Annotated in this window: 24 protein-coding genes and 1 pseudogene; 10 read left to right on the top strand and 15 right to left on the bottom strand. The window is 71.4% G+C overall.

Annotation, left to right across the window (positions count from 1 at the left end):
- Positions 1-122 precede the first annotated feature (122 nt).
- Positions 123-1,160 (bottom strand): glycosyltransferase family 2 protein, encoded by a 1,038-nt coding sequence (locus CHR28_RS12240; protein WP_094053575.1) that lies wholly within the window; start codon positions 1,158-1,160, stop codon positions 123-125.
- 127 nt (positions 1,161-1,287) lie between these two features.
- On the opposite strand from CHR28_RS12240, the gene CHR28_RS12235 reads away from it, so the two are divergent.
- Positions 1,288-2,772: an LCP family protein gene (locus CHR28_RS12235; RefSeq protein WP_094053574.1), complete on the top strand. Its 1,485-nt coding sequence runs from the start codon at positions 1,288-1,290 to the stop codon at positions 2,770-2,772.
- A gap of 30 nt (positions 2,773-2,802) precedes the next feature.
- Here CHR28_RS12235 and CHR28_RS12230 read toward each other — a convergent pair whose 3' ends face one another.
- Complete coding sequence (locus CHR28_RS12230) at positions 2,803-3,360, bottom strand: acyl-CoA thioesterase (protein ID WP_094053573.1); 558 nt, start codon at positions 3,358-3,360, stop codon at positions 2,803-2,805.
- Positions 3,361-3,478: 118 nt separating this feature from the next.
- Between CHR28_RS12230 and CHR28_RS12225 the strand changes: the two genes are divergently transcribed.
- Positions 3,479-4,759 (top strand): LCP family protein, encoded by a 1,281-nt coding sequence (locus tag CHR28_RS12225; RefSeq protein ID WP_094053604.1) that lies wholly within the window; start codon positions 3,479-3,481, stop codon positions 4,757-4,759.
- Between the two features lie 59 nt (positions 4,760-4,818).
- Here CHR28_RS12225 and CHR28_RS12220 read toward each other — a convergent pair whose 3' ends face one another.
- Positions 4,819-5,187: a four-helix bundle copper-binding protein gene (locus tag CHR28_RS12220; RefSeq protein ID WP_094053572.1), complete on the bottom strand. Its 369-nt coding sequence runs from the start codon at positions 5,185-5,187 to the stop codon at positions 4,819-4,821.
- A 234-nt stretch (positions 5,188-5,421) separates the two neighbouring features.
- Between CHR28_RS12220 and CHR28_RS12215 the strand changes: the two genes are divergently transcribed.
- A complete protein-coding gene (locus CHR28_RS12215; protein WP_094053603.1) occupies positions 5,422-6,615 on the top strand; it encodes a phospholipase D-like domain-containing protein in 1,194 nt (397 codons plus the stop codon).
- A 58-nt stretch (positions 6,616-6,673) separates the two neighbouring features.
- On the opposite strand, the gene CHR28_RS12210 is transcribed toward CHR28_RS12215, so the two are convergent.
- Complete coding sequence (locus tag CHR28_RS12210; protein WP_094053571.1) at positions 6,674-7,831, bottom strand: acyl-CoA dehydrogenase; 1,158 nt, start codon at positions 7,829-7,831, stop codon at positions 6,674-6,676.
- A 188-nt stretch (positions 7,832-8,019) separates the two neighbouring features.
- Here CHR28_RS12210 and CHR28_RS12205 point away from each other — a divergent pair, with 188 nt between their 5' ends.
- The gene (locus tag CHR28_RS12205; RefSeq protein ID WP_094053570.1) at positions 8,020-9,363 is read left to right on the top strand and encodes a UDP-glucose dehydrogenase family protein; all 1,344 of its coding nucleotides are present in this window, start codon (positions 8,020-8,022) and stop codon (positions 9,361-9,363) included.
- A gap of 105 nt (positions 9,364-9,468) precedes the next feature.
- On the opposite strand, the gene CHR28_RS12200 is transcribed toward CHR28_RS12205, so the two are convergent.
- Complete coding sequence (locus CHR28_RS12200) at positions 9,469-9,978, bottom strand: CGNR zinc finger domain-containing protein (RefSeq protein ID WP_094053569.1); 510 nt, start codon at positions 9,976-9,978, stop codon at positions 9,469-9,471.
- A gap of 162 nt (positions 9,979-10,140) precedes the next feature.
- Between CHR28_RS12200 and CHR28_RS12195 the strand changes: the two genes are divergently transcribed.
- Positions 10,141-10,512 carry a VOC family protein gene (locus tag CHR28_RS12195; protein WP_094053568.1) on the top strand — a complete coding sequence of 124 codons (372 nt, stop codon included), beginning with the start codon at positions 10,141-10,143 and terminating at the stop codon, positions 10,510-10,512.
- A gap of 14 nt (positions 10,513-10,526) precedes the next feature.
- Positions 10,527-10,919: pseudogene (locus tag CHR28_RS12190) on the top strand (VOC family protein).
- Positions 10,920-10,995: 76 nt separating this feature from the next.
- Here the strand turns inward: CHR28_RS12190 and CHR28_RS12185 are convergent.
- Positions 10,996-12,129 carry a dipeptidase gene (locus CHR28_RS12185; RefSeq protein WP_094053567.1) on the bottom strand — a complete coding sequence of 378 codons (1,134 nt, stop codon included), beginning with the start codon at positions 12,127-12,129 and terminating at the stop codon, positions 10,996-10,998.
- Between the two features lie 357 nt (positions 12,130-12,486).
- Between CHR28_RS12185 and CHR28_RS12180 the strand changes: the two genes are divergently transcribed.
- Both CHR28_RS12180 and CHR28_RS12175 read left to right on the top strand, forming a co-directional pair.
- The gene (locus CHR28_RS12180) at positions 12,487-13,341 is read left to right on the top strand and encodes a helix-turn-helix domain-containing protein (protein WP_094053566.1); all 855 of its coding nucleotides are present in this window, start codon (positions 12,487-12,489) and stop codon (positions 13,339-13,341) included.
- 38 nt (positions 13,342-13,379) lie between these two features.
- Positions 13,380-13,838, top strand: a complete 459-nt coding sequence (locus CHR28_RS12175; protein ID WP_094053565.1) for a hypothetical protein — start codon at positions 13,380-13,382, stop codon at positions 13,836-13,838.
- 218 nt (positions 13,839-14,056) lie between these two features.
- Here CHR28_RS12175 and CHR28_RS12170 read toward each other — a convergent pair whose 3' ends face one another.
- From CHR28_RS12170 to CHR28_RS12155, 4 genes are all read right to left on the bottom strand, one after another.
- Positions 14,057-14,281 (bottom strand): DUF397 domain-containing protein, encoded by a 225-nt coding sequence (locus tag CHR28_RS12170; protein WP_094053564.1) that lies wholly within the window; start codon positions 14,279-14,281, stop codon positions 14,057-14,059.
- Positions 14,282-14,448: 167 nt separating this feature from the next.
- Positions 14,449-15,627, bottom strand: coding sequence for a dipeptidase (locus CHR28_RS12165; protein WP_094053602.1), 1,179 nt, complete (start codon positions 15,625-15,627; stop codon positions 14,449-14,451).
- 5 nt (positions 15,628-15,632) lie between these two features.
- Positions 15,633-16,160, bottom strand: a complete 528-nt coding sequence (gene purE, locus CHR28_RS12160) for a 5-(carboxyamino)imidazole ribonucleotide mutase (RefSeq protein WP_256984227.1) — start codon at positions 16,158-16,160, stop codon at positions 15,633-15,635.
- The gene (locus CHR28_RS12155) at positions 16,157-17,296 is read right to left on the bottom strand and encodes a 5-(carboxyamino)imidazole ribonucleotide synthase (protein ID WP_094053562.1); all 1,140 of its coding nucleotides are present in this window, start codon (positions 17,294-17,296) and stop codon (positions 16,157-16,159) included. Before CHR28_RS12155 ends, purE begins: the two co-directional genes overlap by 4 nt.
- 162 nt (positions 17,297-17,458) lie before the next feature.
- Between CHR28_RS12155 and CHR28_RS12150 the strand changes: the two genes are divergently transcribed.
- Entirely contained in the window at positions 17,459-17,953 is a 495-nt protein-coding gene (locus CHR28_RS12150; RefSeq protein WP_094053561.1) for a GtrA family protein, read from the top strand.
- 99 nt (positions 17,954-18,052) lie between these two features.
- Here the strand turns inward: CHR28_RS12150 and CHR28_RS12145 are convergent, their stop codons facing one another.
- Positions 18,053-19,330, bottom strand: coding sequence for an ATP-binding protein (locus CHR28_RS12145; RefSeq protein WP_094053560.1), 1,278 nt, complete (start codon positions 19,328-19,330; stop codon positions 18,053-18,055).
- Between the two features lie 64 nt (positions 19,331-19,394).
- Positions 19,395-20,072 carry a response regulator transcription factor gene (locus tag CHR28_RS12140; RefSeq protein WP_010034575.1) on the bottom strand — a complete coding sequence of 226 codons (678 nt, stop codon included), beginning with the start codon at positions 20,070-20,072 and terminating at the stop codon, positions 19,395-19,397.
- Between the two features lie 518 nt (positions 20,073-20,590).
- On the opposite strand from CHR28_RS12140, the gene CHR28_RS12135 reads away from it, so the two are divergent.
- Complete coding sequence (locus tag CHR28_RS12135; protein ID WP_094053559.1) at positions 20,591-22,129, top strand: peptide MFS transporter; 1,539 nt, start codon at positions 20,591-20,593, stop codon at positions 22,127-22,129.
- A 75-nt stretch (positions 22,130-22,204) separates the two neighbouring features.
- On the opposite strand, the gene CHR28_RS12130 is transcribed toward CHR28_RS12135, so the two are convergent.
- The 3 genes from CHR28_RS12130 to CHR28_RS12120 all read right to left on the bottom strand — a co-directional run bounded on the left by CHR28_RS12130 (position 22,205) and on the right by CHR28_RS12120 (position 24,992).
- Positions 22,205-23,200 (bottom strand): hypothetical protein, encoded by a 996-nt coding sequence (locus tag CHR28_RS12130; protein ID WP_094053558.1) that lies wholly within the window; start codon positions 23,198-23,200, stop codon positions 22,205-22,207.
- Positions 23,201-23,341: 141 nt separating this feature from the next.
- A complete protein-coding gene (locus CHR28_RS12125; RefSeq protein ID WP_094053557.1) occupies positions 23,342-24,055 on the bottom strand; it encodes an LPXTG cell wall anchor domain-containing protein in 714 nt (237 codons plus the stop codon).
- 382 nt (positions 24,056-24,437) lie between these two features.
- Positions 24,438-24,992: an ATP-binding protein gene (locus CHR28_RS12120; RefSeq protein WP_094053556.1), complete on the bottom strand. Its 555-nt coding sequence runs from the start codon at positions 24,990-24,992 to the stop codon at positions 24,438-24,440.
- Between the last annotated feature and the right edge of the window lie 190 nt (positions 24,993-25,182).

Genomic DNA, 25,182 nt, shown 5'->3' with positions numbered 1-25,182 from the left:
AAACGCTCGGCTGGGAAACCCCAGCCGAGCGTCTCGCTAAGCTCCTGGCCACAGCCAGTTGATCACTTGTGTTGCAACGACCCCTGGAATTCGCCGTCGGGAGGGGGCCCTGAGCGGGTGGGTCAGCTCGCAGCCGCGTCCGCGCGGACCGCGGGGCGGCGGGAGGCGATGACCTTCCTCGCCAGCGACCGCGGGCTGGTCAGGAAGCCCCAGCCCCACGACATGTGCATGGTGGCCAGCGCCACGGGGATCTGCAGCCGGGCCTTCAGCGGCAGCCCCTTGCCCGCCGGGACCGAGCCCAGCAGGATCGCCGCGAGGTAGCCGCCGGGCACCACGAAGCCCCACGGGGTCAGCGCCGCGCCCACCAGGAGCCCGGCCGCGATCGCGCACACGGCGGCCGGCGGGGCGAGGTAGCGCAGGTTGATCGAGCCCTCGTGGTAGCGGGCGACGACATGCCGCCAGCGGCCGTAGTCCTTGTACTGCTTGGCGAGCGCCTTCACGCTCGGCCGCGGCCGGTACGACACCCTCAGTTCGGGCGAGAACCAGATCAGCCCGCCGGCCTCACGGATGCGGAAGTTCAGCTCCCAGTCCTGGGCGCGGATGAACTCCACGTTGTAGCCGCCCTGCTGCTCCAGCGCCTCGCGCCGGAACACGCCGAGATAGACGGTCTCGGCCGGGCCCGCCTGGCCGCCCGTGTGGAACGCGGCGTTGCCGACCCCGATCTTCGAGGTCATCGCGGCGGCGACCGCGTGCTCCCAGTCGTTCTCGCCCTCGGCGTGCATGATGCCGCCGACGTTCTGCGCGCCGGTCTCCTCCAGGAGCCGGACGGCGGTGGCGATGTAGTTCGGCGAGAGCATGCCGTGGCCGTCGACGCGGACGACGATCGGGTGCTTCGAGGCGTTGATCGCCGCGTTCAGCGCGGCGGGCGTACGGCCCGTGGGGTTGGGGACGGTGTGCACGCGCGGGTCTTCGGCCACGAGCTCGGCGGCGATCTCGTCCGTGCGGTCCGTGGACGGACCGAGGGCGATCACGACCTCCATCTCGCCGGCGTACTCCTGCGCGAGGATCGCTTGGACTGCTCCGCGCAGATGCCGCTCCTCGTTGAGGACAGGCATGATCACGGAAACGGCGGGGTGCCGCACGTCGGGATTGGCGTTCATAGGGGGCTCACGTTACCGCGAACGGGGGACACCGGTGCGCGCCGCGGGGGCGGTACCGCGGGCCGCAGATCGTATCGGCCTACGGTTTCACGGATCCCACGTACGGCCGTCGTCCGGAGGTGTCCCCATGCCCACGCCGCCGCGGTCCCCTCGGTCCACCGCCGCTCCCCAGCGCCGTCCGCAGCCCACTGCCCGCCGCGCCCCGCGCCGCCCCGCGCCGCCCGCCCGGCGCCGTCGGCCGCGCTGGGGCATGCGGGCCGTCACCACGCTGTCCGTGGTGGTGCTGGCCTCGGCCGGGATCGGGCACGCGGTGGTGACCAGCCTGGACGCGGACATCGCCCGGGTCGACGCCTTCAAGGACATGAAGAACCGGCCCCGGGCGGGCCACGGCATGAACCTCCTGCTGGTCGGCACCGACGGCCGGGAGAAGATCGGCAAGGCGGAGCGGCACAAGTACCGGCTCGGCGGCGCGCCCTGCCACTGCACCGACACGATGATGATCGTGCACATCTCGGAGGACCGGGAGCGCGCGAGCGTGGTGAGCCTGCCGCGCGACTCGTACGCCGTCACTCCCCCGCACACCGACCGCACCTCCGGCAGGCGGCACGGCGGGCACCCGCTGAAGCTGAACGCGGCGTACGCGGAGGGCGGGCCGCAGCTGACCGTGCGGACGGTCGAGAGCATGACCAAGGTGAAGATCGACCACTACGTGGAGGTCGACTTCACCAGCTTCATGAAGACGGTCGACGTGGTCGGCGGCGTGCAGATCTGCACGGCCGACCCGCTGAAGGACAGCTACACCGGCCTGAACCTCCCGGCCGGGCGGCACACCCTGGCCGGCGGGCAGGCCCTGCAGTACGTGCGCGCCCGCCACGTCGACGGCGCCTCCGATCTGGGCCGGATGAAACGGCAGCAGCGCTTCATGGCGGCGCTGGTGGAGCGGATCACCTCGTCCGGGATCCTCCTCAACCCGATGAAGTTCCGGGACGTCACCCGGGCGGTGCTCGGCTCGGTGCGGGCGGACAAGGGCTTCGGCACGGACGAGATGCTCGACCTGGGCCGGGCCATGCGGAACTTCTCCCCCTCATCGTCGGAGTTCACCACCGTCCCGATCGGGCGCATGGGGTACGCCGTGAAGGGCGTCGGCTCGACGCTGAAGTGGGACCCCGTGAAGTCGGAGCGGCTCTTCCACGCCCTGCGCCAGGACCAGCCGCTGTCCGCGCACCGCTCGCGGGGAGTGGCCCGGATCGTCTCGGTCGCCCCGCAGCAGATCCGGGTCCAGGTGGAGAACGGCACGGGCACGGCCGGGCTCGGCCGCCGGGTGGACGCGGCGCTCGCCTCGACCGGCTTCCGCACGACGAAGGCCCCGAGGAACGCCGCGGCCCGTGACGTCAAGCGCACGATCGTCGCCTACGACCCCCGCTGGGACCGCTCGGCCAAGTCCCTCGCCACGGCCCTGCCGGGCAGCGAGCTCCGGCCGGTCAAGGGGCTGGGCGCGACCCTGAAGGTGATCGCGGGCGCGGACTTCGAACGGGTGCGCAAGGTCCGCGCCGAGGACCCGGGCCAGGGCGAGTTCGGAGTGGTACGGGGCGACGAGGTGGCGTGCTCGTAGCGGCCGCGTGCTCCTGGGAGGCCGGCCCGGTCAGTCCTCGAAGCCCTCCGCTGCTCGCTTCTCGCGGAGGTCCATGATCGCCCGGCGGCGGGCCAGGCGGTGGGTGCGGCGGATCTGGGCCTCCTGGTAGCGGCGCTTGTCGCGCTCGGTCTCCGGGAGGACCGGCGGGACGCGGCGGGGCTTGCCGTCGGCGTCGACCGCCGCGAAGACGAGGTAGGCGGAGCCGACCTGGGTGGGCGGCGCGGACTCGTTCCAGCGTTCGGCCAGCACCCGTACCCCGACCTCCATGGAGGTGCGGCCGGTCCAGTTGACCTGGGCCTTGACGTGGACGAGGTCACCGACGCGGACCGGCTCCAGGAACGCCATCTCGTCCATGGACGCGGTGACGGCCGGCCCGCCGGAGTGCCGTCCGGCCACGGCCCCGGCGGCGTCGTCGACCAGCTTCATGATGACCCCGCCGTGCACGGTGCCCAGCAGGTTCGTGTCGTTGTGGGTCATGATGTGGCTGAGGGTGGTGCGGGAGGCCGAGGTCGGCTTGCCCGGGATATCCGTGGTGCCGGAATCCGCAGCTGGGGCCTGGTCTGTCATGGCCCCTACCTTATGCCGAGGCGGCGTGAGGGGGATTTGTGTCAGCTTCGCCACAGCCGTGCTCTGATTTTCCGACGACTCTTGTATGGCCCACCACCGGGACCTGCACACTGTCGGCATGAATGATTGGCCCGAGGGGTTCTCCGGCGACAACCGCGGCAGCCGGTACGGACGGGGCAGCTCCAGCGCACAGCCGGAGAGCGCCCGTGTCATGCGGCAGGTCCGCCGCGGTCCGGCGGCACCGCCCGGGCAGGGCGCCTACGGCGGGGTGCCGCAGCAGCCGTCGTACGTCGACGGCGGCTACGCCGAGCCGCCCGGTGGCTACGACAGCGGCTACAACACCGGCCAGGTCTACGGCTCCCCCGGCGGCCGGGGCCCCGGCGGACCGGGCGGCGGCGGGTACGACCCGCGCCCCGCGCCGAACTGGCGCCGCCGTATCAAGGTGACGGCCATCACGGTGGTGACGGTGCTGGTCGTGACGAGCGTCGCCACGTACTTCTGGGCCGACTCCAAGCTCAACCGCGACGTCGACCTGTCGAAGGTCATCGACCGGCCGGAGGCGGGCGAGGGCACCAACTACCTGATCGTCGGCTCCGACAGCCGCGCGGGCATGTCGGCCGAGGAGAAGAAGAAGCTGCACACCGGCTCCGCCGAGGGCAAGCGCACGGACTCGATGATGATCCTGCACACCGGGAGCAACGGCCCGACGCTGATCTCGCTGCCGCGTGACTCCAACGTCACGATCCCCTCCTACAAGGGCTCCGAGTCCGGCAAGCTCTACCCGGCCGCGGGCCGGCAGACGAAGCTGAACGCGGCCTACGCGGAGGACGGCCCGGAGCTGCTGGTCCGCACCGTCGAGGCCAACACCGGCCTGCACATCGACCACTACGTGGAGATCGGCTTCGGCGGCTTCGCGAACATCGTGGACGCGGTCGGCGGAGTCGAGATCGACATCCCGCAGGACATCAAGGACACCAAGTCCGGCGCGGACCTGAAGAAGGGCAAGCAGACCCTCGACGGCGAGCAGGCCCTGGCCTTCGTCCGCACCCGCTACGCCCTGCGGGGCTCCGACCTGGACCGGACGAAGAACCAGCAGAAGTTCCTCTCGGCCCTGGCCAACCAGGTCGCCACCCCGAGCACGATCCTGAACCCGTTCAAGCTCTACCCGACCATGGGCGCCGGCCTGGACTCCCTGGTCGTCGACAAGGACATGGGCCTGTTCGACCTGGCCTCCATGTTCTGGGCGATGAAGGGCGTCAGCGGCGGCGAGGGCAAGTCGATGAACATGCCGATCTCGGGCAACGCCCCGAACGGCAACCTCCAGTGGGACACCGCCAAGGTCAAGACCCTGGTGAGCCAGCTGAAGAACGACGAGACGGTCACCGTCTCGGGCAACTGAGCCCACCGCGGCACGGCAGGGGGCACCCGGACGGGTGCCCCCTTCGTCGTGCTGCGGTGTCACATCATGGTGGCCGACATCGCGCGGCACGTCTCGGCGCAGGCGCGACAGGACTCGGCGCAGCGCATCATCTGGGCGTCGTCCGGCATGGACATACACGCCTCGGCGCACATGTCACAGGCCCGGGCGCACATCGCGCACATGTCGGCCGCGAGGGGCGAGCGGCGCATCATCATGTCGGCGCACATGCGCGTCATCTCGGCGCAGTCCATCACGGCGCGCATGATCTGCATCTGGGCCGGGCCGCCCATCTGCAGGCAGGAGCTCATGGTCTCCTCGCACACGCCGTGGCAGGTCATGCACGCCTGGACGCAGTCCTGCATCTCCTTGCTGAGCGGGGTCGCGGTGGTGGCGGGCTGCTGGGTCATGTCTTCCTCCCGTGGGGACGGCGAGGGCCGGGGGCGGCCCCCGTGCCTACCGTCCTACGCCTCCGGCCCCATGAGCACCACACGGCGGACCGGCCCGTGTGCGGCTCGCCACGGCCCTGCGTGAAACCTCCGGCAGCGGCAAAGAGGAACCAGCAGGCGCTTCCGGGACCCGGGGCGCGCGGGCAGGGGGCGGCGAGCAGCCCGTGGCAGGGGAGATCACACGTGACACAGCAGATGTACGAGGAACGGCGGATACCGGAGCCGAGAGCGCCCGAGGACCGCAAGCAGCGGCTGCGCAGGCGGCTGGAGCGGCTGATCGGCGTCGCGGCGACCGAGGGCAACGAGCTCGTGCCGCTGCGCAACGGGGACGAGATCTTCCCCGCGATGCTGGCCGCGATCCGGGCCGCCGAGCACACCGTCGACATGATGACGTTCGTGTACTGGCGCGGTGAGATCGCCCACGAGTTCGCCGCGGCCCTGGCCGACCGGGCCCGGGCGGGCGTGCGGGTGCGGCTGCTGCTGGACGGCTTCGGGGCCAAGGAGATCGAGCCGGACCTGCTGAACGCCATGGACGAGGCCGGGGTCCAGGTGGCCTGGTTCCGGCCGCCCGCACGGCTGTCGCCGATGCGGCAGAACCACCGCTGCCACCGCAAGGTGCTGGTCACCGACGAGCACACCGCGTTCACCGGCGGCGTCGGCATAGCGCAGGAGTGGTGCGGCGACGCCCGCAATCCCGACGAGTGGCGCGACACCCATGTGCAGGTGCGCGGTCCGGCCGTGGACGGGATCGCCGCCGCCTTCGCGCAGAACTGGGCCGAGTGCCACGACGACCTCTACGACGAGCACGACCGGTTCACCGCGCAGGAGCAGCCGGGGCGGTCCACGGTCCAGGTCGTGCGGGGCTCGGCCTCCTTCGGCTGGCAGGACATGCAGACGGTGCTGCGGGTGCTGATCACCTCGGCGCAGGAACGGCTGCGGCTGGCGACGGCCTACTTCGCCCCCGACACGTACTTCATCGACCTGCTGGCCGCCGCGGCCCGGCGCGGGGTCCGGGTGGAGATCCTGCTGCCCGGACCGCACACCGACCAGCGGGCGTGTCTGCTGGCCGGGCGGCAGCACTACCAGACCCTCGTCGACGCGGGGGTGGACGTGCGGGAGTACCAGCCGACCATGCTGCACACGAAGATCGTCACCGTGGACGGGGTGTGCTCGCTCATCGGCTCGACCAACTTCAACCGCCGTTCCATGGAGCACGACGAGGAGGTCGTCCTGGCAGTCCTCGACGAGGACTTCACCGCGGCGCTCGACGCGGACTTCGACGCCGACCGGAAGCTGAGCGAGCCGATCGACGCCGCCCGCTGGCGGCGGCGTCCGCTGCCGTGGCGGCTGGCCGAGGCCGCGGTCACCCCCATCCGCCGCTTCCTGTGAGACACCCCGGCCTCCGGCGTGAGCCGAGGACCGGGGCGGGCCGTGTCGGAGGAGGGGGTTACGGCAGGTTGCGCGCCATGACGATCCGCTGAACCTGATTCGTGCCCTCATAAATCTGGGTGATCTTGGCGTCGCGCATCATGCGCTCGACCGGGTAGTCGCGGGTGTAGCCGTAGCCGCCGAGGAGCTGGACGGCGTCGGTGGTGACTTCCATGGCCACGTCCGAGGCGAAGCACTTGGCGGCGGCGCCCAGGTAGGTGAGGTCGGCGTCGACGCGCTGGGAGGCGGCGGCGGCCTGGTAGGTCAGGGCGCGGGCGGCCGAGATCTTCATGGACATGTCGGCGAGCATGAACTGGATGCCCTGGAAGTCGGCGATGGGCTTGCCGAACTGCTTGCGCTCCTTGACGTAGCCCTTGGCGTAGTCGAGGGCGCCCTGGGCGATGCCGAGGGCCTGGGCGGCGATGGTGATGCGGGTGTGGTCGAGGGTCTTCATCGCCGTGGCGAAGCCGGTGCCCTCCTCGCCGATCATGCGGTCGGCGGGGATGCGGACGTTGTCGAGGTAGACCTCGCGGGTCGGGGAGCCCTTGATGCCGAGCTTCTTCTCCGGGGCGCCGAAGGAGACGCCCTCGTCGGACTTCTCGACGACGAAGGCGGAGATGCCCTTGGAGCGCTTCTCCGGGTCGGTGACGGCCATCACCGTGTAGTACTCGGACTCGCCGGCGTTGGTGATCCAGCGCTTGACGCCGTTGAGGACCCAGAAGTCGCCGTCGCGCACGGCCCGGGTCTTCATGCCGGCGGCGTCGGAGCCGGCGTCCGGCTCGGACAGGCAGTAGGAGAACATGCCCTCGCCCTTGGCGAGCGGGGTCATGTACTTCTTCTTCAGCTCCTCGGACCCGGAGAGGATCACGGGCAGGGAGCCGAGCTTGTTCACGGCCGGGATGAGGGAGGACGAGGCGCAGACGCGGGCGACCTCCTCGATCACTATGACGGTCGCCAGGGCGTCGGCGCCCGAGCCGCCGTACTCCTCGGGCACGTGCACCGCGTGCAGGTCGTTCGCGACCAGCGCCTGGAGGGCCTCGCGCGGGAAGCGGGCCTCCTCGTCCACCGCGGCGGCGTGCGGCGCGATCTTCGCCTCGGCCAGCGAGCGGACGGCGTCACGGAGCATGTCGTGCTCCTCGGACGGGCGGTACAGGTCGAAGTCAGCCGATCCGGCCAAGGTCTCTCACGCTCCAAAACGCTGCGATGGTGGCGCTAACTACCGTTAAGTAATCAAAAGTTTATGGGGTCGCCCTCGGGAGGGATACGTGAGCTAGGCGACAGCTGAGAAGTTGCCCGGTGAAGCGCGCTCCCATGCCCCGGCTATGCTCGGGCGCGCACCACATGCCGTAGACCCCTGGAGCACCCATGGCCCTGAAGATCACCGTGATCGGCACCGGTTATCTCGGCGCGACGCACGCCGCGGCCATGGCCGAGCTGGGCTTCGAGGTGCTCGCTCTCGACGTCGTCCCGGAGAAGATCGAGAAGCTGGAGCGGGGCGAGGCCCCGATGTACGAGCCGGGTCTGGACGAGCTGCTGCGCCGGCACGTCCCCGGGTTCGAGGGTTCCAGCGGCCGGCTGCGTTTCACCCAGGACTGGGCCGAGATCGGCGCCTTCGGCGATGTGCACTTCGTCTGCGTGAACACCCCGCAGCGGCACGGCGAGTACGCCTGCGACATGTCGTACGTCGACTCCGCGTTCGCCTCGCTCGCCCCCCATCTGCACGGGCCCGCGCTGGTGGTCGGCAAGTCGACGGTGCCGGTCGGCTCCGCGGACCGGCTCGCGACGTACCTGGCCGCGCACGCGCCCGCCGGCGAGGACGCGGAGCTGGCCTGGAACCCGGAGTTCCTGCGCGAGGGCTTCGCCGTGGACGACACGCTGCACCCGGACCGGATCGTGGTGGGCGTGCGCAGCGAGCGCGCCGAGAAGCTGCTGCGCGAGGTGTACGCGACGCCGGTCGCGGAGGGCTCGCCCTTCGTGGTGACGGACTTCCCGACCGCCGAGCTGGTGAAGACGTCCGCCAACTCCTTCCTCGCCACGAAGATCTCCTTCATCAACGCCATGGCGGAGGTGTGCGAGGCCGCCGGCGGCGACGTCGCCAAGCTGGCGGAGGCGATCGGCTACGACGACCGGATCGGCAGGAAGTTCCTGCGGGCCGGGATCGGCTTCGGCGGCGGCTGTCTGCCCAAGGACATCCGGGCGTTCATGGCGCGCGCCGGTGAGCTGGGCGCGGACCAGGCGCTGACGTTCCTGCGGGAGATCGACTCGATCAACATGCGCCAGCGCGGGCAGATGGTGGAGCTGACCCGGCAGGCGCTGGGCGGCGGGCCGTTCCTCGGCAAGCGCGTGGCCGTGCTGGGCGCGACCTTCAAGCCCGACTCGGACGACGTGCGGGACTCGCCCGCGCTGAACGTGGCCGGGCAGATCCACCTCCAGGGCGGCCAGGTCACGGTCTACGACCCGAAGGGCATGGACAACGCCCGCCGCGTCTTCCCGACCCTCGGCTACGCGGACTCGGCGCTGGACGCCGTACGCGGCGCCGACATCGTGCTGCACCTGACGGAGTGGCGGGAGTTCCGCGAGCTGGACGAGGAGGCCCTCGGCGAGGTCGCGGCGGCCCGGGTCATCCTGGACGGCCGCAACGCCCTGGACCCGGAGCGCTGGCGCAAGGCCGGCTGGACGTACCGGGCGATGGGACGTCCCAAGGCGTAGGCGCCCGGGGATACGAGAACAGGCGACGCCGGTTCGGCCGAGGCTCAGTCGGCCGAACCGGCGTCTTGTTGCATTCTGCCCCACCGGGCCCCGGCGCGGGGCGGGTCACGCCCCCTTGGCCCGGTAGCGGCGCATCTTGGCCCGGGCCCCGCAGACCTGCATGGAGCACCAGCGGCCGCGGCCGGCCGGGCTGCGGTCGTAGTAGGCCCAGTGGCAGTCGGGGGCCTCGCAGGCCTTCAGCCGCGTCCAGGTGCCGGCGACGAGGGCCTCGGCGACGGCGGCGGCCACGCGGGCGGGCAGGGAGGGGCCGCCCGCGGGGACGAGGGCGGCCGAGCCGTCCGCCGGGTCGACCCGGACGGCGAGGGGGGCCGCGGCCAGGAGGTCGCCGAGCGGGGGCACCTCGCGGTGCGGCGGGTGGCCGGCGTGGGCGAGGAGGACGGCCCGCAGCGACTCGCGCAGGGCGCGGGCGTCCTCCGCCTCGTCGTCGCGGCTGATCCCCACGCGCGCCCGGCCCTCCGGCGTGTCCAGCGCGTCGGCGCCCGACTCGATGTCCAGCGTGTTCACCAGCGCCTCGATCAGGGCCAGGCCGCCGGGTGCGGGCGATCTCTCCGTCATGGCTGGACCGTACCTCTCACCCATTCCCTTGCGAGGTTACCGCCGATACGGGAGCATGAGGTAACGGTTACCGGTTACCCGCTCCCTATAGGTAACACCCTCACAGGTAACACCCTCACAGGTAACACCTTCCCTGGTAGCAGCGACTTCGAGGAGGAAGTCATGGCTCTCGCCAAGATGGGCGTCGTCGTCCTGGACTGTCCCGACCCCCGCGCCCTGGCGGGCTTCTACGCGCAGGTGCTCGGCGGCACGCCGACGGTGGAGACCGACGGCGCGGACGAATGGGTGGACCTGAAGGTGCCGGGCGGGCCGGCGCTGGCGTTCCAGGCCGCGCCCGGGTTCGTGCCGCCACGGTGGCCCTCGCCCGAGCACTCGCAGCAGTTCCACCTCGACCTGGTGGTGGACGACATGGACACGGCCGAGAAGGGCGTGCTGGCACTGGGCGCGAAGCCGCTGGACGCCGAGGACCGTGAGCGCAGCTTCCGGGTTTACGCCGACCCGGCCGGGCACCCGTTCTGCCTCTGCGCCGGCTGAGACCAGGAGGCCCCATGTCCGCAGTGGCACGTTTCCGTTCCGTGGTCGTCGACTGCCCCGACCCGCGCGCGCTCGCCCGCTTCTAGGCGCAGGTGGGCGGCGGGACGCCGGAGGACGACGACCCCGACTGGGTCGTACTGCGTGTCCCGGGCGGGCCCCGGCTCGCCTTCCAGCGCTCGGACGGCCACACGCCGCCGGAGTGGCCGCGGGCCGACCGCAACGCCCAGCAGTTCCACCTGGACTTCGACGCCGGGTCGACCTGGGAGGAGATCGACGCGGCCGAGGAGCGGGTGCTGGCGCTGGGCGCGACAGTGCTGGACCGGGAGGACTACGAGAAGAAGGACTTCCGGGTGTACGCAGATCCGGCGGGGCATCCGTTCTGCCTGTGCCGCATCGAGCACGGCTGACCTCCGCCCGTGCCGCGTCGGGCACGGCCGACCTCTGCACGACCGACCCGCGGGCCCGTCCGGGAGGACGGGCCCGTCAGCCGTCCAGGTCCGAGATCGTCGCCGTGGACGGTGCGCGGCGCTGCTGGGCGGCCCGGGCGGTGAAGTCGGCGCCGCGCAGCACGCGCTGGACGTTGCCCCAGGTCAGCAGGGCCACATCGGCCTCCTCCCAGCCGCGGCGCAGCAGTTCGCCGATCAGCCGCGGGTAGCAGGAGGTGTCACCGAGCCCCTGCGGGTGGGCGGAGCCGGTGTCGTACGTGCCGGACAGGCCGACGCTGTGGGCTCCGGCCACCTCCCGGATGTGGTCGAGGTGGTCGGCCACGTCGCGGACGGTCGGACCGGTCTGCTCGGCGGTCAGCGGCACCAGGCACAGCCCCTTGGCCGCGCCCAGCTCCGCCAGCAGGTCGTCGGGGAGGTTCGCCGGGTGCGGGCGGACGGCCCGGGCGGCGGAGCGGCTGCACAGCACCGGGGCCCGGGAGAGGCTGAGGGCGCGGCGCAGGGTCTGCGGGGAGGCGCCGGAGAGGTCCGCGATCACGCCGAGCCGGTTCATCTCGCGCACGACCTCCTCGCCGAACCGGGTCAGTCCCGCCTCGCTCGCCCAGGACACCCCGGACAGGGTCAGCACGCGCAGGCCGAGCCGGTGCAGCTGGCGCAGGATGCCCACGGAGTCGCCCACCGCCGAGGCCCCGGCGGGACCGAGGAGCACCGCGACCCGGCCGCAGCTGCGGGCGTCCACGACCTCCCCGGCCGTACCGGCGGGACGCAGGCTCTCCTCGCAGGTGCGCACGACTGTCCGGGCCAGGTCCAGTTGCTCCAGGATGACGCCGACGGCCCGGTCCCCGTCCAGTCCCTCGGGCAGGTGCAACGCCCAGAACAGGGCGCCCACATGGCCCTCGCGCAGCCGGGGCACGTCCGTGTCGACGGTGCTCTCGCCGAGCTCCAGGTCGTAGTACGACAGGCGCCTGAGGGCCCAGGGCAGTCCGTTGTAGCCGTCGGCGACGGGGTGCGCGGTGAGGATGGCGTGCGCCCGGGTCAGCGGCGCGTCGTCGGGGTCGGAGACGGCCTCGTAGGACTCCGCCGTGACGACGGCCTCCTCGGGGTACGGGTCGGCCAGGTCGTCGAGGTCGCCGGCCGCGGCGGTGGGGCGCAGGTCGTCCTGGAGATCTGCCATGGCGGCTCCCGTACGGTCGTTCGTGAGGTACGGTCACCGTCGCACGGCGCGGGGGGCGGTTCCTGGTGGGCGCGGCGTTCGGAGTACGGCGCCGGGTTTCTTCCCCCTGTGGACGCGTGAGTCCCGGGAATTCACACTTCTTTGATATCGATGATGTGACCTGCACCACTCATCAGGTCTACTCCAGCTCAGGTCGATTAGACATGTGTCGTTCGGGTATCTCCAAACCGACGACAGCGTCAAGCATGCGGCCATTCGAGTCACTCTTTTGGATGACCGTCGATTCGACCGCGTATGATGGGAAAGTTTCGGCACGCCAAGTGCTGTTCGCCGCCGTCACTCTCCCGAAGGAGCGCCATGCCCAGGTCCGTGGACCCGAGCCTCAACCGCCGCAAGCTGCGTCTCGCCCTGAAAGCGGCCCGCGACAAGCGCGGTCTGACCCAACGGCAGGCAGCCGACGTGCTCGAGTGGTCGTTGTCCAAGCTGATCCGGATCGAGGCTGGCACCGTGAGTCTGTCCGTCACGGACCTACGGGCGATGCTCCTCGAGTACGGTGTCGACGATCCGGAGCTCATCGCGGAGTTGGAGGAGGCGGCCCGAGGCAGCAAGGGACAGGCCTGGTGGTCCGAGTACAACAACGTCATCAGCCAGCCGTTTGCCCAGTACCTGGGTTACGAGAGCGCCGCGAACGCCATCCGGGGCTACCACCCCAGTCTCATCCCAGGTCATTTGCAGATCTCGGACTACGTCACTGCCTTGTTCGAGGCGGGCCAGTCCGACACCAGGGCTCAGCAGCGCATCGACCTGCGCATCGCCCGGCAGGAGCGTGTTCTCCACGAGGACGGACCTGAGGTGGAGATGGTCATCGACGAAGCGGCTCTGCGCCGCCAAGTCGGAGGACCGGCCACCATGCGCCGCCAGTTGCTGTTCCTCAAGGAACTCATCAGCGGGCAGCGTGCCACTCTCCGGGCGCTGCCCTTCACCGCCGGCGCACACGACAGTCTCGACAGCAGCTTCTTCCTCCTGGGCTTCCAGGACGACGAAGACGTGCTCTACGTGGCAGGCCCGGGAGGCACTCTGACGAACCGGGACGATCGTGAACTGGTCGCCCGCTACCAGGAGTGCTTCGAGGACCTGCGCAACAAAGCGCTGACCGAGGACGAGACGGTCACGCTGTTGGACGAACTCATCGAACAATTCCACCGCACCTGACGTCGGTTCAGCGTGCCACCGGGGGCCCAGGGGAAGCCATGACGACCGACAAGGGGAGGAAGAAGCGCCGTGGACCGGAGTCGAGTTCCAGAAGCGGGAGCAACGCCGCCCCCCGCCAGGCCGACACCCCTGGGCCCGGTCGGCAGCACGAGCACGTCATACCGGTCCCGCAGGGGCTCGGCAGTCGGGAGGCGTGCACCCGTCTACTACGACTGAAAAAGGCGGAAACCGACAACCCCATACGGCGCCGGCGGGCCCATGTCGACGACGTCATACGCATCATCCGCAACCTGGCCGCGCTGGTCCTGTTCTCCGCCGCCGTCTCCGCGCTGGTGGCCTACGCCGGCATCCGGATGGGCGTGCCGCCGGAGATGTGCTGGTTCGGCAGTGTCAGTGGAGGCCCGCTCCTGGTCAGGACGTTCATCAAGCTCTTCGAGACGGTGCGTCCCTCGTTGCCGGACGCACCAGAAGATCCACCGTCCACTGGCGGGCCCTAGCCGGAGACTGGGCCCACCACCAGCTCGCGGCAGCCGACATGCCGATCAACACCGTCAGCCACAGGGTGAGTCGCACCCAAAGACTTCCGCCCAGCAGGGAAGCGGCCGCTCCGCAGGCTGATGCCAGCGTGCCAGTCACCAGGCAATACCCGAAGAGACCCCTTGTGATGGATCGTTCACGGCTTCGGCTGCTCATGCCACGTCCAGCGGTGTCCGAGTCATTCATGATTACGCCCCGGATACTCCGGGGCGGACAGCCACACCATCGCGCTGCGCCAGGCCGCCGGCGTGAAGGTCAGCACTCTGCCGCTCGGATGCTTGGAATCCCGTATCCAGACCTCTTCGGGGAACGCGGCCATCTCGCAGCACTGATTGTCATTGCTGCCGCTACCGCCGCTATAGCTACTCCGCCGCCAGGAATACGGACTCTGCTCCTCAGCCACGCCGCCCCCTCTCGCCCGTACCAAGACCAGACCCGCCACAGAAGAGCGCTGCACGCGTATGAGGGTCCTACCCGTCCGCGCGGCCGTTCAACAGGAGCCGGACGGCCTTGGCCGTGGAGCGGCACCGCATGTGCGCACATCGGCCAAGGTCACGATCGCGGCGGCGGTCAGCCGTCGAGGTCCTCGATGCGCGCGTTGGACGGCGACCGGGTCTCCTGAAGCCCCCGGGCCACGTCCTCGGCCGCGCCCAGCACCCGCACCGCGTTCTTCCAGGTGAGCTTGGCCAGGTCGGCCTTGGACCAGCCGCGGTCGTGCAGTTCGGCGATCAGGTTCGGGTAGCCCGAGACGTCGTCCAGGCCGTCCGGGGTGAAGGCCGTGCCGTCGTAGTCGCCGCCGATGCCGAGGTGGTCGACACCGGCGACCTCGCGCATGTGGTCCAGGTGGTCGGCCACCGTGGCGACGGTGGCGACCGGGCGCGGATGCCGCTCCTCGAAGGCGCGGTGCACCTTCATGGCCTCCGCGGTGGTGTCGAGGTGGTGGAAGCCGTGGGCGCGCATGTTCTCGTCGGCCTCGGCCGTCCAGTCCACGGCCGCCTGGAGCACGAACTTGGGCACGAACGTCACCATCGCCATGCCGCCGTTGGCGGGCAGCCGCTCCAGGACGTCGTCCGGGACGTTGCGCGGGTGGTCGCACACGGCCCGAGCGGAGGAGTGGGAGAAGATCACCGGGGCCGAGCTCGTGTCGAGCGCGTCCCGCATGGTCGTCGCCGCCACGTGGGAGAGGTCGACGAGCATGCCGAGGCGGTTCATCTCCCGGACGACCTCGCGGCCGAACGCGGTGAGGCCGCCGGCCCGCGGCTCGTCGGTCGCGGAGTCCGCCCAGTCGACGTTGTCGTTGTGGGTGAGGGTCATGTACCGCACGCCCAGCCCGTACAGGCCGCGCAGGGTGCCCAGCGAGTTGGCGATGGAGTGGCCGCCCTCCGCGCCCATGAGCGAGGCGATACGGCCCTCCCCGCGCGCGGCCTCCAGGTCGGCGGCGGTGAGCGCGGGGCGCAGGTCCTCGGGGTGGCGGGTCAGCAACTGCCGGACGCAGTCGATCTGTTCGAGGGTGGCGGCCACCGGGTCGGGCGCGTCCGTGCGGACGTACACCGACCAGTACTGGGCGCCGACCCCGCCCGCGCGCAGCCGGGGGATGTCGGTATGCAGATGGGCGCTCTGGTCGGTGGCGATGTCACGGGCGTCGAGGTCGTAGCGGACCTGTTCGCGCAGCGCCCAGGGCAGGTCGTTGTGGCCGTCGACGACCGGGAACTCGCGCAGGAGCTCCCGGGCCGCCTCCTGGGACGTCACCGCCGTCACTTCCTCGCGCCGAAGCCGAAGCCGCCCGAACCCTCGACCTTGGAGCGCAGGCGCTTGCCCTTCTCGGTGGCCTGGTCGTTCAGCTCCTGCTGGAACTCGCGCATCCGGGCGCGCAGTTCCTCGTCGTGCGCGGCGAGGATGCGGGCCGCGAGCAGCCCGGCGTTGCGGGCACCGGCGACCGAGACCGTGGCGACCGGGACACCGGCCGGCATCTGCACGATCGACAGGAGGCTGTCCATGCCGTCGAGGTACTTCAGCGGCACCGGCACGCCGATGACCGGCAGCGGGGTGACCGAGGCGAGCATGCCGGGCAGGTGGGCGGCGCCGCCCGCCCCGGCGATGATCACCTTGAGCCCGCGGTCGTCGGCCTGCTCGCCGTAGGCGACCATCTCGCGCGGCATGCGGTGCGCGGAGACGACGTCGACCTCGTAGGCGATCTCGAACTCGTCGAGGGCCTTCGCGGCGGCCTCCATGACGGGCCAGTCGGAGTCCGACCCCATGACGATGCCAACAACAGGGCTCATTCGGTGATGGTGCCTCTCAGATAGCCGGCAGCGTGACGGGCGCGCTCCAGCACGTCGTCCAGGTCGTCGCCGTAGGTGTTCACGTGACCGACCTTGCGGCCGGGCTTCACGTCCTTGCCGTACATGTGGATCTTGAGCTGCGGGTCGCGGGCCATGCAGTGCAGGTACGCCGAGTACATGTCCGGGTAGTCGCCGCCGAGGACGTTGACCATGACGGTCCACTTGGCGCGCGGGCGCGGGTCGCCCAGGGGCAGGTCCAAAACCGCGCGGACATGGTTGGCGAACTGGCTGGTGACCGCGCCGTCCATCGACCAGTGGCCGGAGTTGTGCGGGCGCATCGCGAGCTCGTTGACGAGGATGCGGCCGTCGCGGGTCTGGAACAGCTCGACCGCGAGGTGCCCGACGACGCCGAGCTCCTTGGCGATGTTCAGCGCCATTTCGGAGGCCTCCAGGGCGAGGGCCTCGTCGAGGTCGGGCGCGGGGGCGATGACCGTGTCGCAGACGCCGTTCACCTGCTGCGACTCCACGACCGGGTAGGCGACGGCCTGGCCGTGCGGGGAGCGGACGACGTTGGCGGCGAGCTCGCGGACGAAGTCGACCTTCTCCTCGGCGAGCACGGGGACCCCGGCCTTGAACGGCTCGGCGGCCTCCTCGACGGAGTCGACGACCCACACGCCCTTGCCGTCGTAGCCGCCGCGGACGGTCTTGAGGACGACGGGGAATCCCTCGCCCTCGGCCGCGAAGGCGGCCACGTCCTGCGGATCGGAGACGAGCCTGTGCCGGGGGCAGGGCACACCGATCGCGTCGAGCTTCGCGCGCATCACCCCCTTGTCCTGGGCGTGCACCAGCGCGTCCGGGCCGGGGCGCACGGGGATGCCGTCCGCCTCCAGCGCCCGGAGGTGCTCGGTGGGTACGTGTTCGTGATCGAAGGTGATCACATCGCACCCGCTCGCGAACTCGCGCAGCGTGTCGAGATCGCGATAGTCGCCGACGACGACATCGCTCACGACCTGCGCGGCGGAGTCCTGCGGGGTGTCACTGAGGAGCTTGAACCTGATGCCGAGCGGGATGCCAGCCTCGTGTGTCATACGCGCGAGCTGGCCCCCGCCGACCATGCCGACTACCGGGAACGTCACGCACCCAGGGTATCGGGCGCGCCAGGGTGGCCGGTTTCCCGTCCCTCCCCGTCCCGGTCCGGACCATCTCCGGCCGTCGACCGGCATGCGCAGGAAGATCGCGCGCGAGGGTGGTTAGCATGGCTGGGTTGACGCCAACCACGGACGGGGGCCTGCACGACCATGGGACATGGTGCTTCGCGGCTCCGGCGGCTCGTCCACGAGGTCGCCAAGTTCGGCGCGGTGGGCGGGGCCGGCGTGCTGGTCAACCTGCTGGTGTTCAACCTGGTGCGGCACGTCACCGACCTCCCGGTGGTCCGCGCGAGCGTCATCGCGACCGTGGTGGCGATCGTCTTCAACTACGTCGGGTTCCGGTACTTCACCTACCGCGACCGCGACAAGTCCCGCCGCACGCGGGAGCTGACCCTGTTCCTGCTGTTCAGCGCGGTCGGCCTGGTCATCGAGAACGGCGTCCTGTACACGGCGACCTACGGCTTCGGCTGGGACACCCCGCTGCAGAACAACGTCTTCAAGTTCGTCGGCATCGGCGTCGCCACGCTCTTCCGCTTCTGGTCGTACCGCACCTGGGTGTTCCGCGCGCTGCCCGCCCGGGAGGCGGTGGCGGACGCGGAGTCGATCCTGGAGCGGGAGCAGCGCACCCGGCAGCGGGTGCCGTAGCCGGCCGGCGGTCGGGTCGGCGGATGGAACGGCAGCCCGGTCGGCGCAGCGGTCAGCGGCCCGGTCGGCGCAGGGCTCAGCGGCCCGGTCGGCGCGGGGTCAGCGGATCATCGGCTCGTCGTCGCCGTCCGCCGTCTTGCGGACGGCCGTGCGGGACAGGAACAGGCCGAACACCGGGGGCGTGGTCTGCAGCATCTCCAGACGGCCGCCGTCGGCTTCCGCCAGGTCGCGGGCGACCGCGAGCCCGATGCCCGTGGAGTTGCGGCCGCTGATCGCCCGCTCGAAGATGCGGGCGCCCAGGTCGGCAGGGATGCCCGGGCCCTCGTCCGTGACCTCGATGACGGCCTGGTTGCCGGTGACACGGGTGCGCAGCGCGACGGTGCCGCCCCCGTGCATCAGCGAGTTCTCGATCAGCGCGGCCAGCACCTGCGCGACCGCGCCCGGCGTGCCGACCGCCTCCAGGTGCCGCTTGCCGGAGCTGACGATGGCCCGGCCGGCGCTGCGGTAGGCGGGACGCCACTCGGCGAGCTGCTGCTGGATGACCTCGTCGAGGTCGAAGGTGACGGCGGAGCCGGTGCGCGGATCACGCGAGTTGGTCAGCAGCCGTTCCACGACGTCCGTGAGCCGCTCGACCTGCGTGAGCGCGATCGTCGCCTCCTCCTTCACCGTGTCCGGGTCGTCGGTGAGGGTGATCTCCTCCAGCCGCATGGACAGCGCCGTCAGCGGGGTGCGCAGCTGGTGGGAGGCGTCGGCCGCGAGCCGCCGCTCCGCGGTCAGCATGCGCGCGATGCGCTCGGCGGAGCCGTCCAGCACGTCCGCGACCCGGTCCAGCTCGGGCACGCCGTAGCGCTTGTGCCGCGGGCGCGGGTCGCCCGAGCCGAGCCGCTCGGCGGTCTCCGCGAGGTCGGTCAGCGGCGACGCCAGCCGGTTGGCCTGGCGCACGGCCAGCAGGACGGCGGCCACCACCGCCAGCAGCGCCACCAGGGCGATGATCAGCAGCGTCCGGCCCACCTCCCGCGTCACCGAGGAGCGCGGCTCCTGCACCGTGACCGTCTCGCCCTCCTCGCCGGGCGCGGTCGCCTCGATGACGTCGCCGGACGGCTTGGGGCCGACCTCGATGGGCGCCTCGCCGGGGATGCGGATCACCGCGTAGTAGCGGTCCTGCGTGATCTGCTTGCGCAGCACCTCCGCGTCGACCTGCTGGGCGACGAACAGCCGGCTGTCGACGATGCTGGCCAGCCGCACCGCCTCGGACTCCACCCGCTCCCGGGCGCTGTTGCTGATCGTCCGGGTCTCGACGATGACGAGCGAGACCCCGAAGACGGCGATCACGACCAGCACCACGGCGAGCGTGGACTGGATCAGTCGGCGGCGCATGTCCTGTTACCCGCTTCGTCCGTGCCTGTTCCGCTTACCCGCTCACCCGTGCCGCTTCCGCGGCTCAGCTCTTCTCGAAGCGGAAGCCCACACCGCGCACGGTGGCGATGTAGCGCGGGTTGGCCGCGTCGTCGCCGAGCTTCTTGCGCAGCCAGGAGATGTGCATGTCGAGGGTCTTGGTCGACGACCACCAGGTGGTGTCCCAGACCTCGCGCATCAGCTGGTCGCGGGTGACGACCCGGCCGGCGTCGCGCACCAGCACCCGCAGCAGGTCGAACTCCTTGGCGGTGAGCTGCAGCTCCTCCTCGCCCATCCAGGCGCGGTGCGACTCGACGTCGATGCGCACGCCGTGGGTGGCGGGCGGCTGCTGCGGCTCGGCGGCGCCGCGCCGCAGCAGGGCCCGGACGCGGGCGAGCAGCTCGGCCAGCCGGAACGGCTTGGTGACGTAGTCGTCGGCGCCCGCGTCGAGCCCGACGACCGTGTCCACCTCGTCGGCGCGCGCGGTCAGGATGAGGATGGGGATGCTGTGGCCTTCGCCACGCAGGCGGCGGGCCACCTCCAGACCGTCCATGCCGGGCAGACCCAGGTCGAGCACGACCAGGTCGACGCCGCCCTGCATTCCGGCGTCGAGAGCGGTGGGTCCGTCCTCACGCACCTCGACCTCGTAGCCCTCCCGGCGCAGAGCACGGGCCAGCGGCTCCGAGATGGACGCGTCGTCCTCGGCGAGCAGTACTCGGGTCATGTGGTGATGGTAGACCTGCGGGGCCCGGAGCCGGGGTGTGACCGGAAGCCTCGGTTCTTACCGCCTCCACACCGTGTTCTCACGCCCGTGGGGAACCGGGGCGGACCTGCGCCTGAGGGGTGGGATCCGGTAAAGGACCTTGGAAAAGGGGCGTACGGTTCCCTTGGCGCCTGTGATCCATGTCTCAAGTCCTTCCATATCCGGCGGTGTCCTGCCGTATGGTGAAACAACGCCTGTAGCACCCTGGCGACCTTCGGAGGCCGTTGGCCCTGGAGGTCTCTTTTGTGTGCGGGCCGGTCTGCCGCCGGCCCCCCACGTGAAACGACCTGTGGCCGGGCCTCGTCGTGCGGCGACGCGCGTAGAGGCGTGGATCCCGGTGGCGACCGCCCACCGCTTCGTGATCCGGAGCGGACCCCCGTAGGCGTCGGGCGGACGGCCGTACCCGCCGGTGCCGGCAGCCCCCACCGGGCGCACCGCCGCTGTCGCGGACGGCGCGTCCCGAGCAGCAAGGAACGACCATGGCGTCCAGCCTGACGAAGGACTCGGCCCGCCCGGGCACCCCCGGCTCCGAGAAGACCTTCTTCGGCCACCCCCGCGGACTGGCCACCCTCTTCATGACCGAGATGTGGGAGCGCTTCAGCTTCTACGGCATGCGTGCCCTGCTCGTCGTGTACCTGCTCTCCGGCGGTCCGGACGCCAAGAAGGGCAGCATGGGCGGCGGTCTGGGCATGGACCTCGCCACGACGACGGCCATCTACTCGGTCTACCTGTCGATGGTGTACCTGCTCGCCATGCCCGGCGGCTGGCTCGGCGACCGCGTCTGGGGACCGCGCAAGACGGTGGCGATCGCGGCCGTCACGATCATGGCGGGCCACCTGGTGCTGGCCCTGCCCGGCGGCCAGGCGCCCTTCTTCGCCGGTCTGGCGCTGGTGGCGCTCGGCTCCGGCCTGCTGAAGGCCAACATCTCCACGATGGTCGGCCACCTCTACGACGGCCCGGACGACCCGCGCCGTGACGGCGGCTTCACGATCTTCTACATGGGCATCAACATGGGTGCCTTCTTCGCGCCGCTGATCATCGGCACCGTCGGCCAGCAGGTCAGCTGGCACCTCGGCTTCGGTCTGGCCGCGCTCGGCATGGGCATCGGCCTGATCGCCTTCCTGCTCGGCACCCGCAACCTGAGCCCGCAGAGCAACGTCGTGCCCAAGCCGCTGGCCGCCGAGGAGCGCACCGCCTGGCTGCGCAAGGGCCTGCTGTGGCTGATCGTCGCGACCGTCTTCTACGGCGTCGTGGGCTTCACCGGTCACTTCACGCTCAACTGGGCGATGATCCCGCTCACCGTGATCGGCCTGGTCATCCCGGCCGGCGTGCTGATCCGCATCAAGCGGGACAAGGAACTGAGCGACGTCGAGCAGTCGAAGATGACCGGCTACATCTGGTTCTTCGTCGCGGCCGCCGTGTTCTGGATGATCTACGACCAGGGCGGTTCCACGGTCCAGGCGTTCGGTGAGACGAAGGCATCCGGCTCGCTGCTCGGCTTCGACTTCCCGTCCTCCTGGTACCAGTCGCTGAACCCGGTCTTCATCATGGCGCTGGCCCCGGTCTTCGCCTGGATCTGGCTGTGGCTCAACCGCAAGGGCAAGGAGCCGAGCACCGTCGCCAAGTTCGCCGCGGCGCTGTTCTTCATCGGTGTCTCGTTCTTCTTCTTCCTGCTGCCGCTGGGCATGGCCGACGGCGAGAAGCTGGTCAGCCCGATGTGGCTGGTGGGCATCTACCTGATCCAGACGGTCGGCGAGCTGTGCCTCTCCCCGGTCGGCCTGTCGGTGACCACGAAGATGGCCCCGGCGAAGTACGCCAGCCAGATGATGGGCGTCTGGTTCCTCGCGGTCACGGCGGGCGACTCGGTGACGGGTCTGCTCTCCAACCCGGCCGTCGGCGGCGTGGACCTCAGCGGCACCGGCGCGGTCGCCGCGGAGGCCGTGCTGGCCGCCCTCGCGGGTATCGCGGTGTACATGTACCGCCGGAAGGTCAAGGCCCTGATGGGCGACGTCCACTGACGCCGGCCACCGGAGCGTGACGAGGGCCGCCGCACCTGTGGGTGCGGCGGCCCTCGCGTATGCCCTTCGCGCCTGTCACGACCTGCGGCTTCCCGGCGGGTCGGCGTCGGACGCGACCCACGGCAGGGCCGAGGGGCGCCGGGGCGGGCCGGGCAGGCGCCACGGGCGGCGGGCGGGGCGGGCCGCGTGGCCCGGGCTGCGGGGACGCGCGTGGTCGAGCACGGCCAGGGCCAGGCGGAACAGCGCCGCCGGCACGACCAGCAGGACGAGGGCCCAGAACAGGATCACGCCCCAGGGGCGGCCCACGCCCCAGGGGTGCTCGGCCAGGACCTTGCCGCCGTACTTCAGGGAGACGGTGTAGTCGCCGTGCGCCCCGGCGGCGAGTTCCACGGGCAGCTCGATGCGCGCCCTGCCGCCGGGCGGGATCGTGCCGCGCCACCGCTGGTCCTGCCACTGCGGGGCGAAGACGCCGTGCGAGGTGCCGACCTGGAAGACCGGGTTCCGCACGGGGGACGTGCCGACGTTGCCGATGGTGACCACGAGGGTCCGGGCGGGCGGGGAGCCGAACCAGGTGAGCAGGCTGCCGGAGCCGCGCAGCCGGGTGCCGGCGAGCAGGGAGAGCCGCCCGCCGGACGGTTCGGCGGGCAGCGGCTCGACGGCGTGCCCGGCGACCTGGAGCGCCGCGTCGGCCTCGGCATCGGCGCCGGTCGCGGTCGCCACGTGCACCACGCAGGGGCAGGGCACGGGCGGCTCGACGACGGGCAGCCTGCGGCGGAACCGCCCCTCGGCATCGGTGGTCACGGCCCGGCCGTCGGCGTTGGCGCAGGAGTCGGTGCCGCCGGTGACGCCCCGGTCCGGCTCGGCCTGCCCGCACACCAGCAGCGTCAGCAGGGCGCGGGGACGCCAGCCGCTGCCCGAGACGGTGATCTCGCCGCCGGCGCCCGCCTGCGTCCCGGACAGCTCCACGACGGGCCGCTCCACCGCCCCGACGGGCCCGGCACCGGCCGCCACCAGCGCGAACAGCAGCAGGACGGCCACGGTCAGCGACGGAAGGCGAAGAACGGAGGGCATCAGCGACTCCAGCGACAGCGCTCGTCGGACGACATGCGGACGGCTCCGGTGCCCATGGCATGACAGCGCCGGAGCCCGCGGCGTGGCGGCGTCCTCCGGCCTGGGTTCGGCCGTACGCCCCGGTTCGGCCCTACGCCGGGCTCAGCGGTCCGCGTGGGCTGCTCGGTGACGCCGGGTCAGCCACAGGGTGCCTGCCGCGCCGGCGAGGAGGACCGTGCCGCCCAGGGTGCCCAGGGCGAGCGCCGAGTCCTCGGGGCCGGTGTCCGGGAGCCGGGCGCCGGGGCCGCCGCCCTGGTCGGAACCGGTCGTGCCCGTCGTGCCGGTCGGGCCGTCACCGGCACCGCTCCCGGCCGCGACGTCGAGGGTCAGGGACGGGCCCGGGTCGTTCGTCGGCGTGCACGTGGTGGTCGTACCGAGCGCCTTGATGGTGAGCACACCCGCCGTGAACGTGACCTCGCCGCTCTTCTCAGGCGTGTACGTGCCGCTCAGGTCGCTGATCTTGATGGGCGTGTTGGCCGGGATCGCGGCGTCGTTGGCGGGCCCGGTCACCGTCAGGGTGCCGCTGTCCGCACCGCCCAGCGCGATCGTGGCGCTCGGCGTCATCGCGCCCTTGCCCAGTTCGACCGGGCTGGAGGAGACGCCCTTCTGCCAGGACATGGTGATCCGGTAGCCGTCGCCGCTCTCGACGCCCTCGATGTCGATGGGCGAGACGGCGCTCTTGTCGCCGATCGGCGTCTTGCACTGGTAGTCGACGTCGACGACCTCGGCCCGGGCCACGGGGGCGGACATCCACACCGCCGAGCCGGCCAGGGCCGCGGCGGACGCGAGCGCGGCGGTTCGTTTCCGGTACGACACGGTGCCGCTCCCCTTCCTGTACCTGACGGCGTATCAGATGGGGCCGTCAAGGTACGCCCGGCGGGATGAGGAAGGAAGACACAGGGCACGCCGGATCCGTGGCGATCCGGCGCGCGGCGCGTGACGTATGAGGGGAGGTTCGGCGAAGGCGCGTTCGAGCCCGGCCGGGCTCGGCTCACCCGTTCGGCGGTACGGAGGGCACTCGGCCGGGACGCGGACGGAAGAGGAACCCGTAAGCGGCCGCCCCGGAAGCAGCCGGCCCGGAAGCGGCCGGCTGAAAGGAACGCGGGCCGTGAAGGAACGCGGGCCGTGAAGGAACGCGGGCCATGGAGGAACGCGGGCCGTGGAGGAACGCGGGCCGTGGGGGCGCGTGGCCCCGCTGTCAGGCCGGTGCGCCCAGTTCCGCCCACACCGTCTTGCCGCCGACCCCCGGCGTGCGTACGACGCCCCAGTCCAGGCACAGACGCTGGACGATGAACATGCCGTGACCGCCCGGGCGGCCCGCCCGGTGGGGCGTGCGCGGGGCCGGCTGGCCGGTGCCGCGGTCGGTCACCTCAATGCGGATCACCTTGTTGTCGCAGGTGATCTGGAGCCGCTCGGGCCCCTCGGCGTGCAGACAGGCGTTGGTGACCAGCTCGGAGACGACCAGCAGGACGTCCTCGGCGGCGGCCCGCTGGTCGGCGGAGGCGGCGGGCAGCCAGCCCCACGCGTACAGCGCCTGGCGGGTGAAGTCGCGCGCGAGCGGGACGACGCCGCTCTCCCCCTCGAAGCTCAGCCGGCGCACCTGCGGGCCACCCGGCGGAGCCGCGGCTCCGTCCTGCGCGGCCATGCCCTCGCCGGCCGGACCGGCCGCCGTCACGCCACCCTCGGACGCCCCGGAAGCGCCGCTGGGCTCCGGCCCGCGGTCGCCCGGCGAGTAAGGCCGGGTGGTGCTCATCAGCGCTTCACCTCACCGATTCACCAGTTCACGATTCAAAAGATTTCAGTACACAGTCAGTCACGCAGTGCGCGGCACGTCGGTTTCACAGCACCCCCGGTCACCCCGTGGTCGACAGGCTCAGGATGACTCCTGCCCGGGCGGACCCGGGGAACACCCCTGTATTGCGCACGAAACCCGTGACGGGGGT

The sequence above is a fragment of the Streptomyces sp. XY006 genome, from assembly GCF_002237655.1.
Lineage (GTDB): Bacteria > Actinomycetota > Actinomycetes > Streptomycetales > Streptomycetaceae > Streptomyces > Streptomyces levis.
This window is presented reverse-complemented; position numbering and strand designations above follow the sequence as displayed.

Excerpts from the sequence above, each read along its gene's own strand:
- CHR28_RS12180 (WP_094053566.1), top strand. The coding sequence starts at position 12,487 with ATGCCCAGGTCCGTGGACCCGAGCCTCAACCGCCGCAAGCTGCGTCTC.
- CHR28_RS12135 (WP_094053559.1), top strand. The coding sequence starts at position 20,591 with ATGGCGTCCAGCCTGACGAAGGACTCGGCCCGCCCGGGCACCCCCGGC.
- CHR28_RS12225 (WP_094053604.1), top strand. The coding sequence starts at position 3,479 with ATGAATGATTGGCCCGAGGGGTTCTCCGGCGACAACCGCGGCAGCCGG.
- CHR28_RS12150 (WP_094053561.1), top strand. The coding sequence starts at position 17,459 with ATGGGACATGGTGCTTCGCGGCTCCGGCGGCTCGTCCACGAGGTCGCC.
- CHR28_RS12200 (WP_094053569.1), bottom strand. The coding sequence starts at position 9,978 with ATGACGGAGAGATCGCCCGCACCCGGCGGCCTGGCCCTGATCGAGGCG.
- CHR28_RS12205 (WP_094053570.1), top strand. The coding sequence starts at position 8,020 with ATGGCCCTGAAGATCACCGTGATCGGCACCGGTTATCTCGGCGCGACG.
- CHR28_RS12130 (WP_094053558.1), bottom strand. The coding sequence starts at position 23,200 with ATGCCCTCCGTTCTTCGCCTTCCGTCGCTGACCGTGGCCGTCCTGCTG.
- CHR28_RS12140 (WP_010034575.1), bottom strand. The coding sequence starts at position 20,072 with ATGACCCGAGTACTGCTCGCCGAGGACGACGCGTCCATCTCGGAGCCG.
- CHR28_RS12175 (WP_094053565.1), top strand. The coding sequence starts at position 13,380 with ATGACGACCGACAAGGGGAGGAAGAAGCGCCGTGGACCGGAGTCGAGT.
- purE (WP_256984227.1), bottom strand. The coding sequence starts at position 16,160 with ATGAGCCCTGTTGTTGGCATCGTCATGGGGTCGGACTCCGACTGGCCC.
- CHR28_RS12220 (WP_094053572.1), bottom strand. The coding sequence starts at position 5,187 with ATGACCCAGCAGCCCGCCACCACCGCGACCCCGCTCAGCAAGGAGATG.
- CHR28_RS12235 (WP_094053574.1), top strand. The coding sequence starts at position 1,288 with ATGCCCACGCCGCCGCGGTCCCCTCGGTCCACCGCCGCTCCCCAGCGC.
- CHR28_RS12145 (WP_094053560.1), bottom strand. The coding sequence starts at position 19,330 with ATGCGCCGCCGACTGATCCAGTCCACGCTCGCCGTGGTGCTGGTCGTG.
- CHR28_RS12230 (WP_094053573.1), bottom strand. The coding sequence starts at position 3,360 with ATGACAGACCAGGCCCCAGCTGCGGATTCCGGCACCACGGATATCCCG.
- CHR28_RS12185 (WP_094053567.1), bottom strand. The coding sequence starts at position 12,129 with ATGGCAGATCTCCAGGACGACCTGCGCCCCACCGCCGCGGCCGGCGAC.
- CHR28_RS12195 (WP_094053568.1), top strand. The coding sequence starts at position 10,141 with ATGGCTCTCGCCAAGATGGGCGTCGTCGTCCTGGACTGTCCCGACCCC.
- CHR28_RS12240 (WP_094053575.1), bottom strand. The coding sequence starts at position 1,160 with ATGAACGCCAATCCCGACGTGCGGCACCCCGCCGTTTCCGTGATCATG.
- CHR28_RS12120 (WP_094053556.1), bottom strand. The coding sequence starts at position 24,992 with ATGAGCACCACCCGGCCTTACTCGCCGGGCGACCGCGGGCCGGAGCCC.
- CHR28_RS12215 (WP_094053603.1), top strand. The coding sequence starts at position 5,422 with ATGTACGAGGAACGGCGGATACCGGAGCCGAGAGCGCCCGAGGACCGC.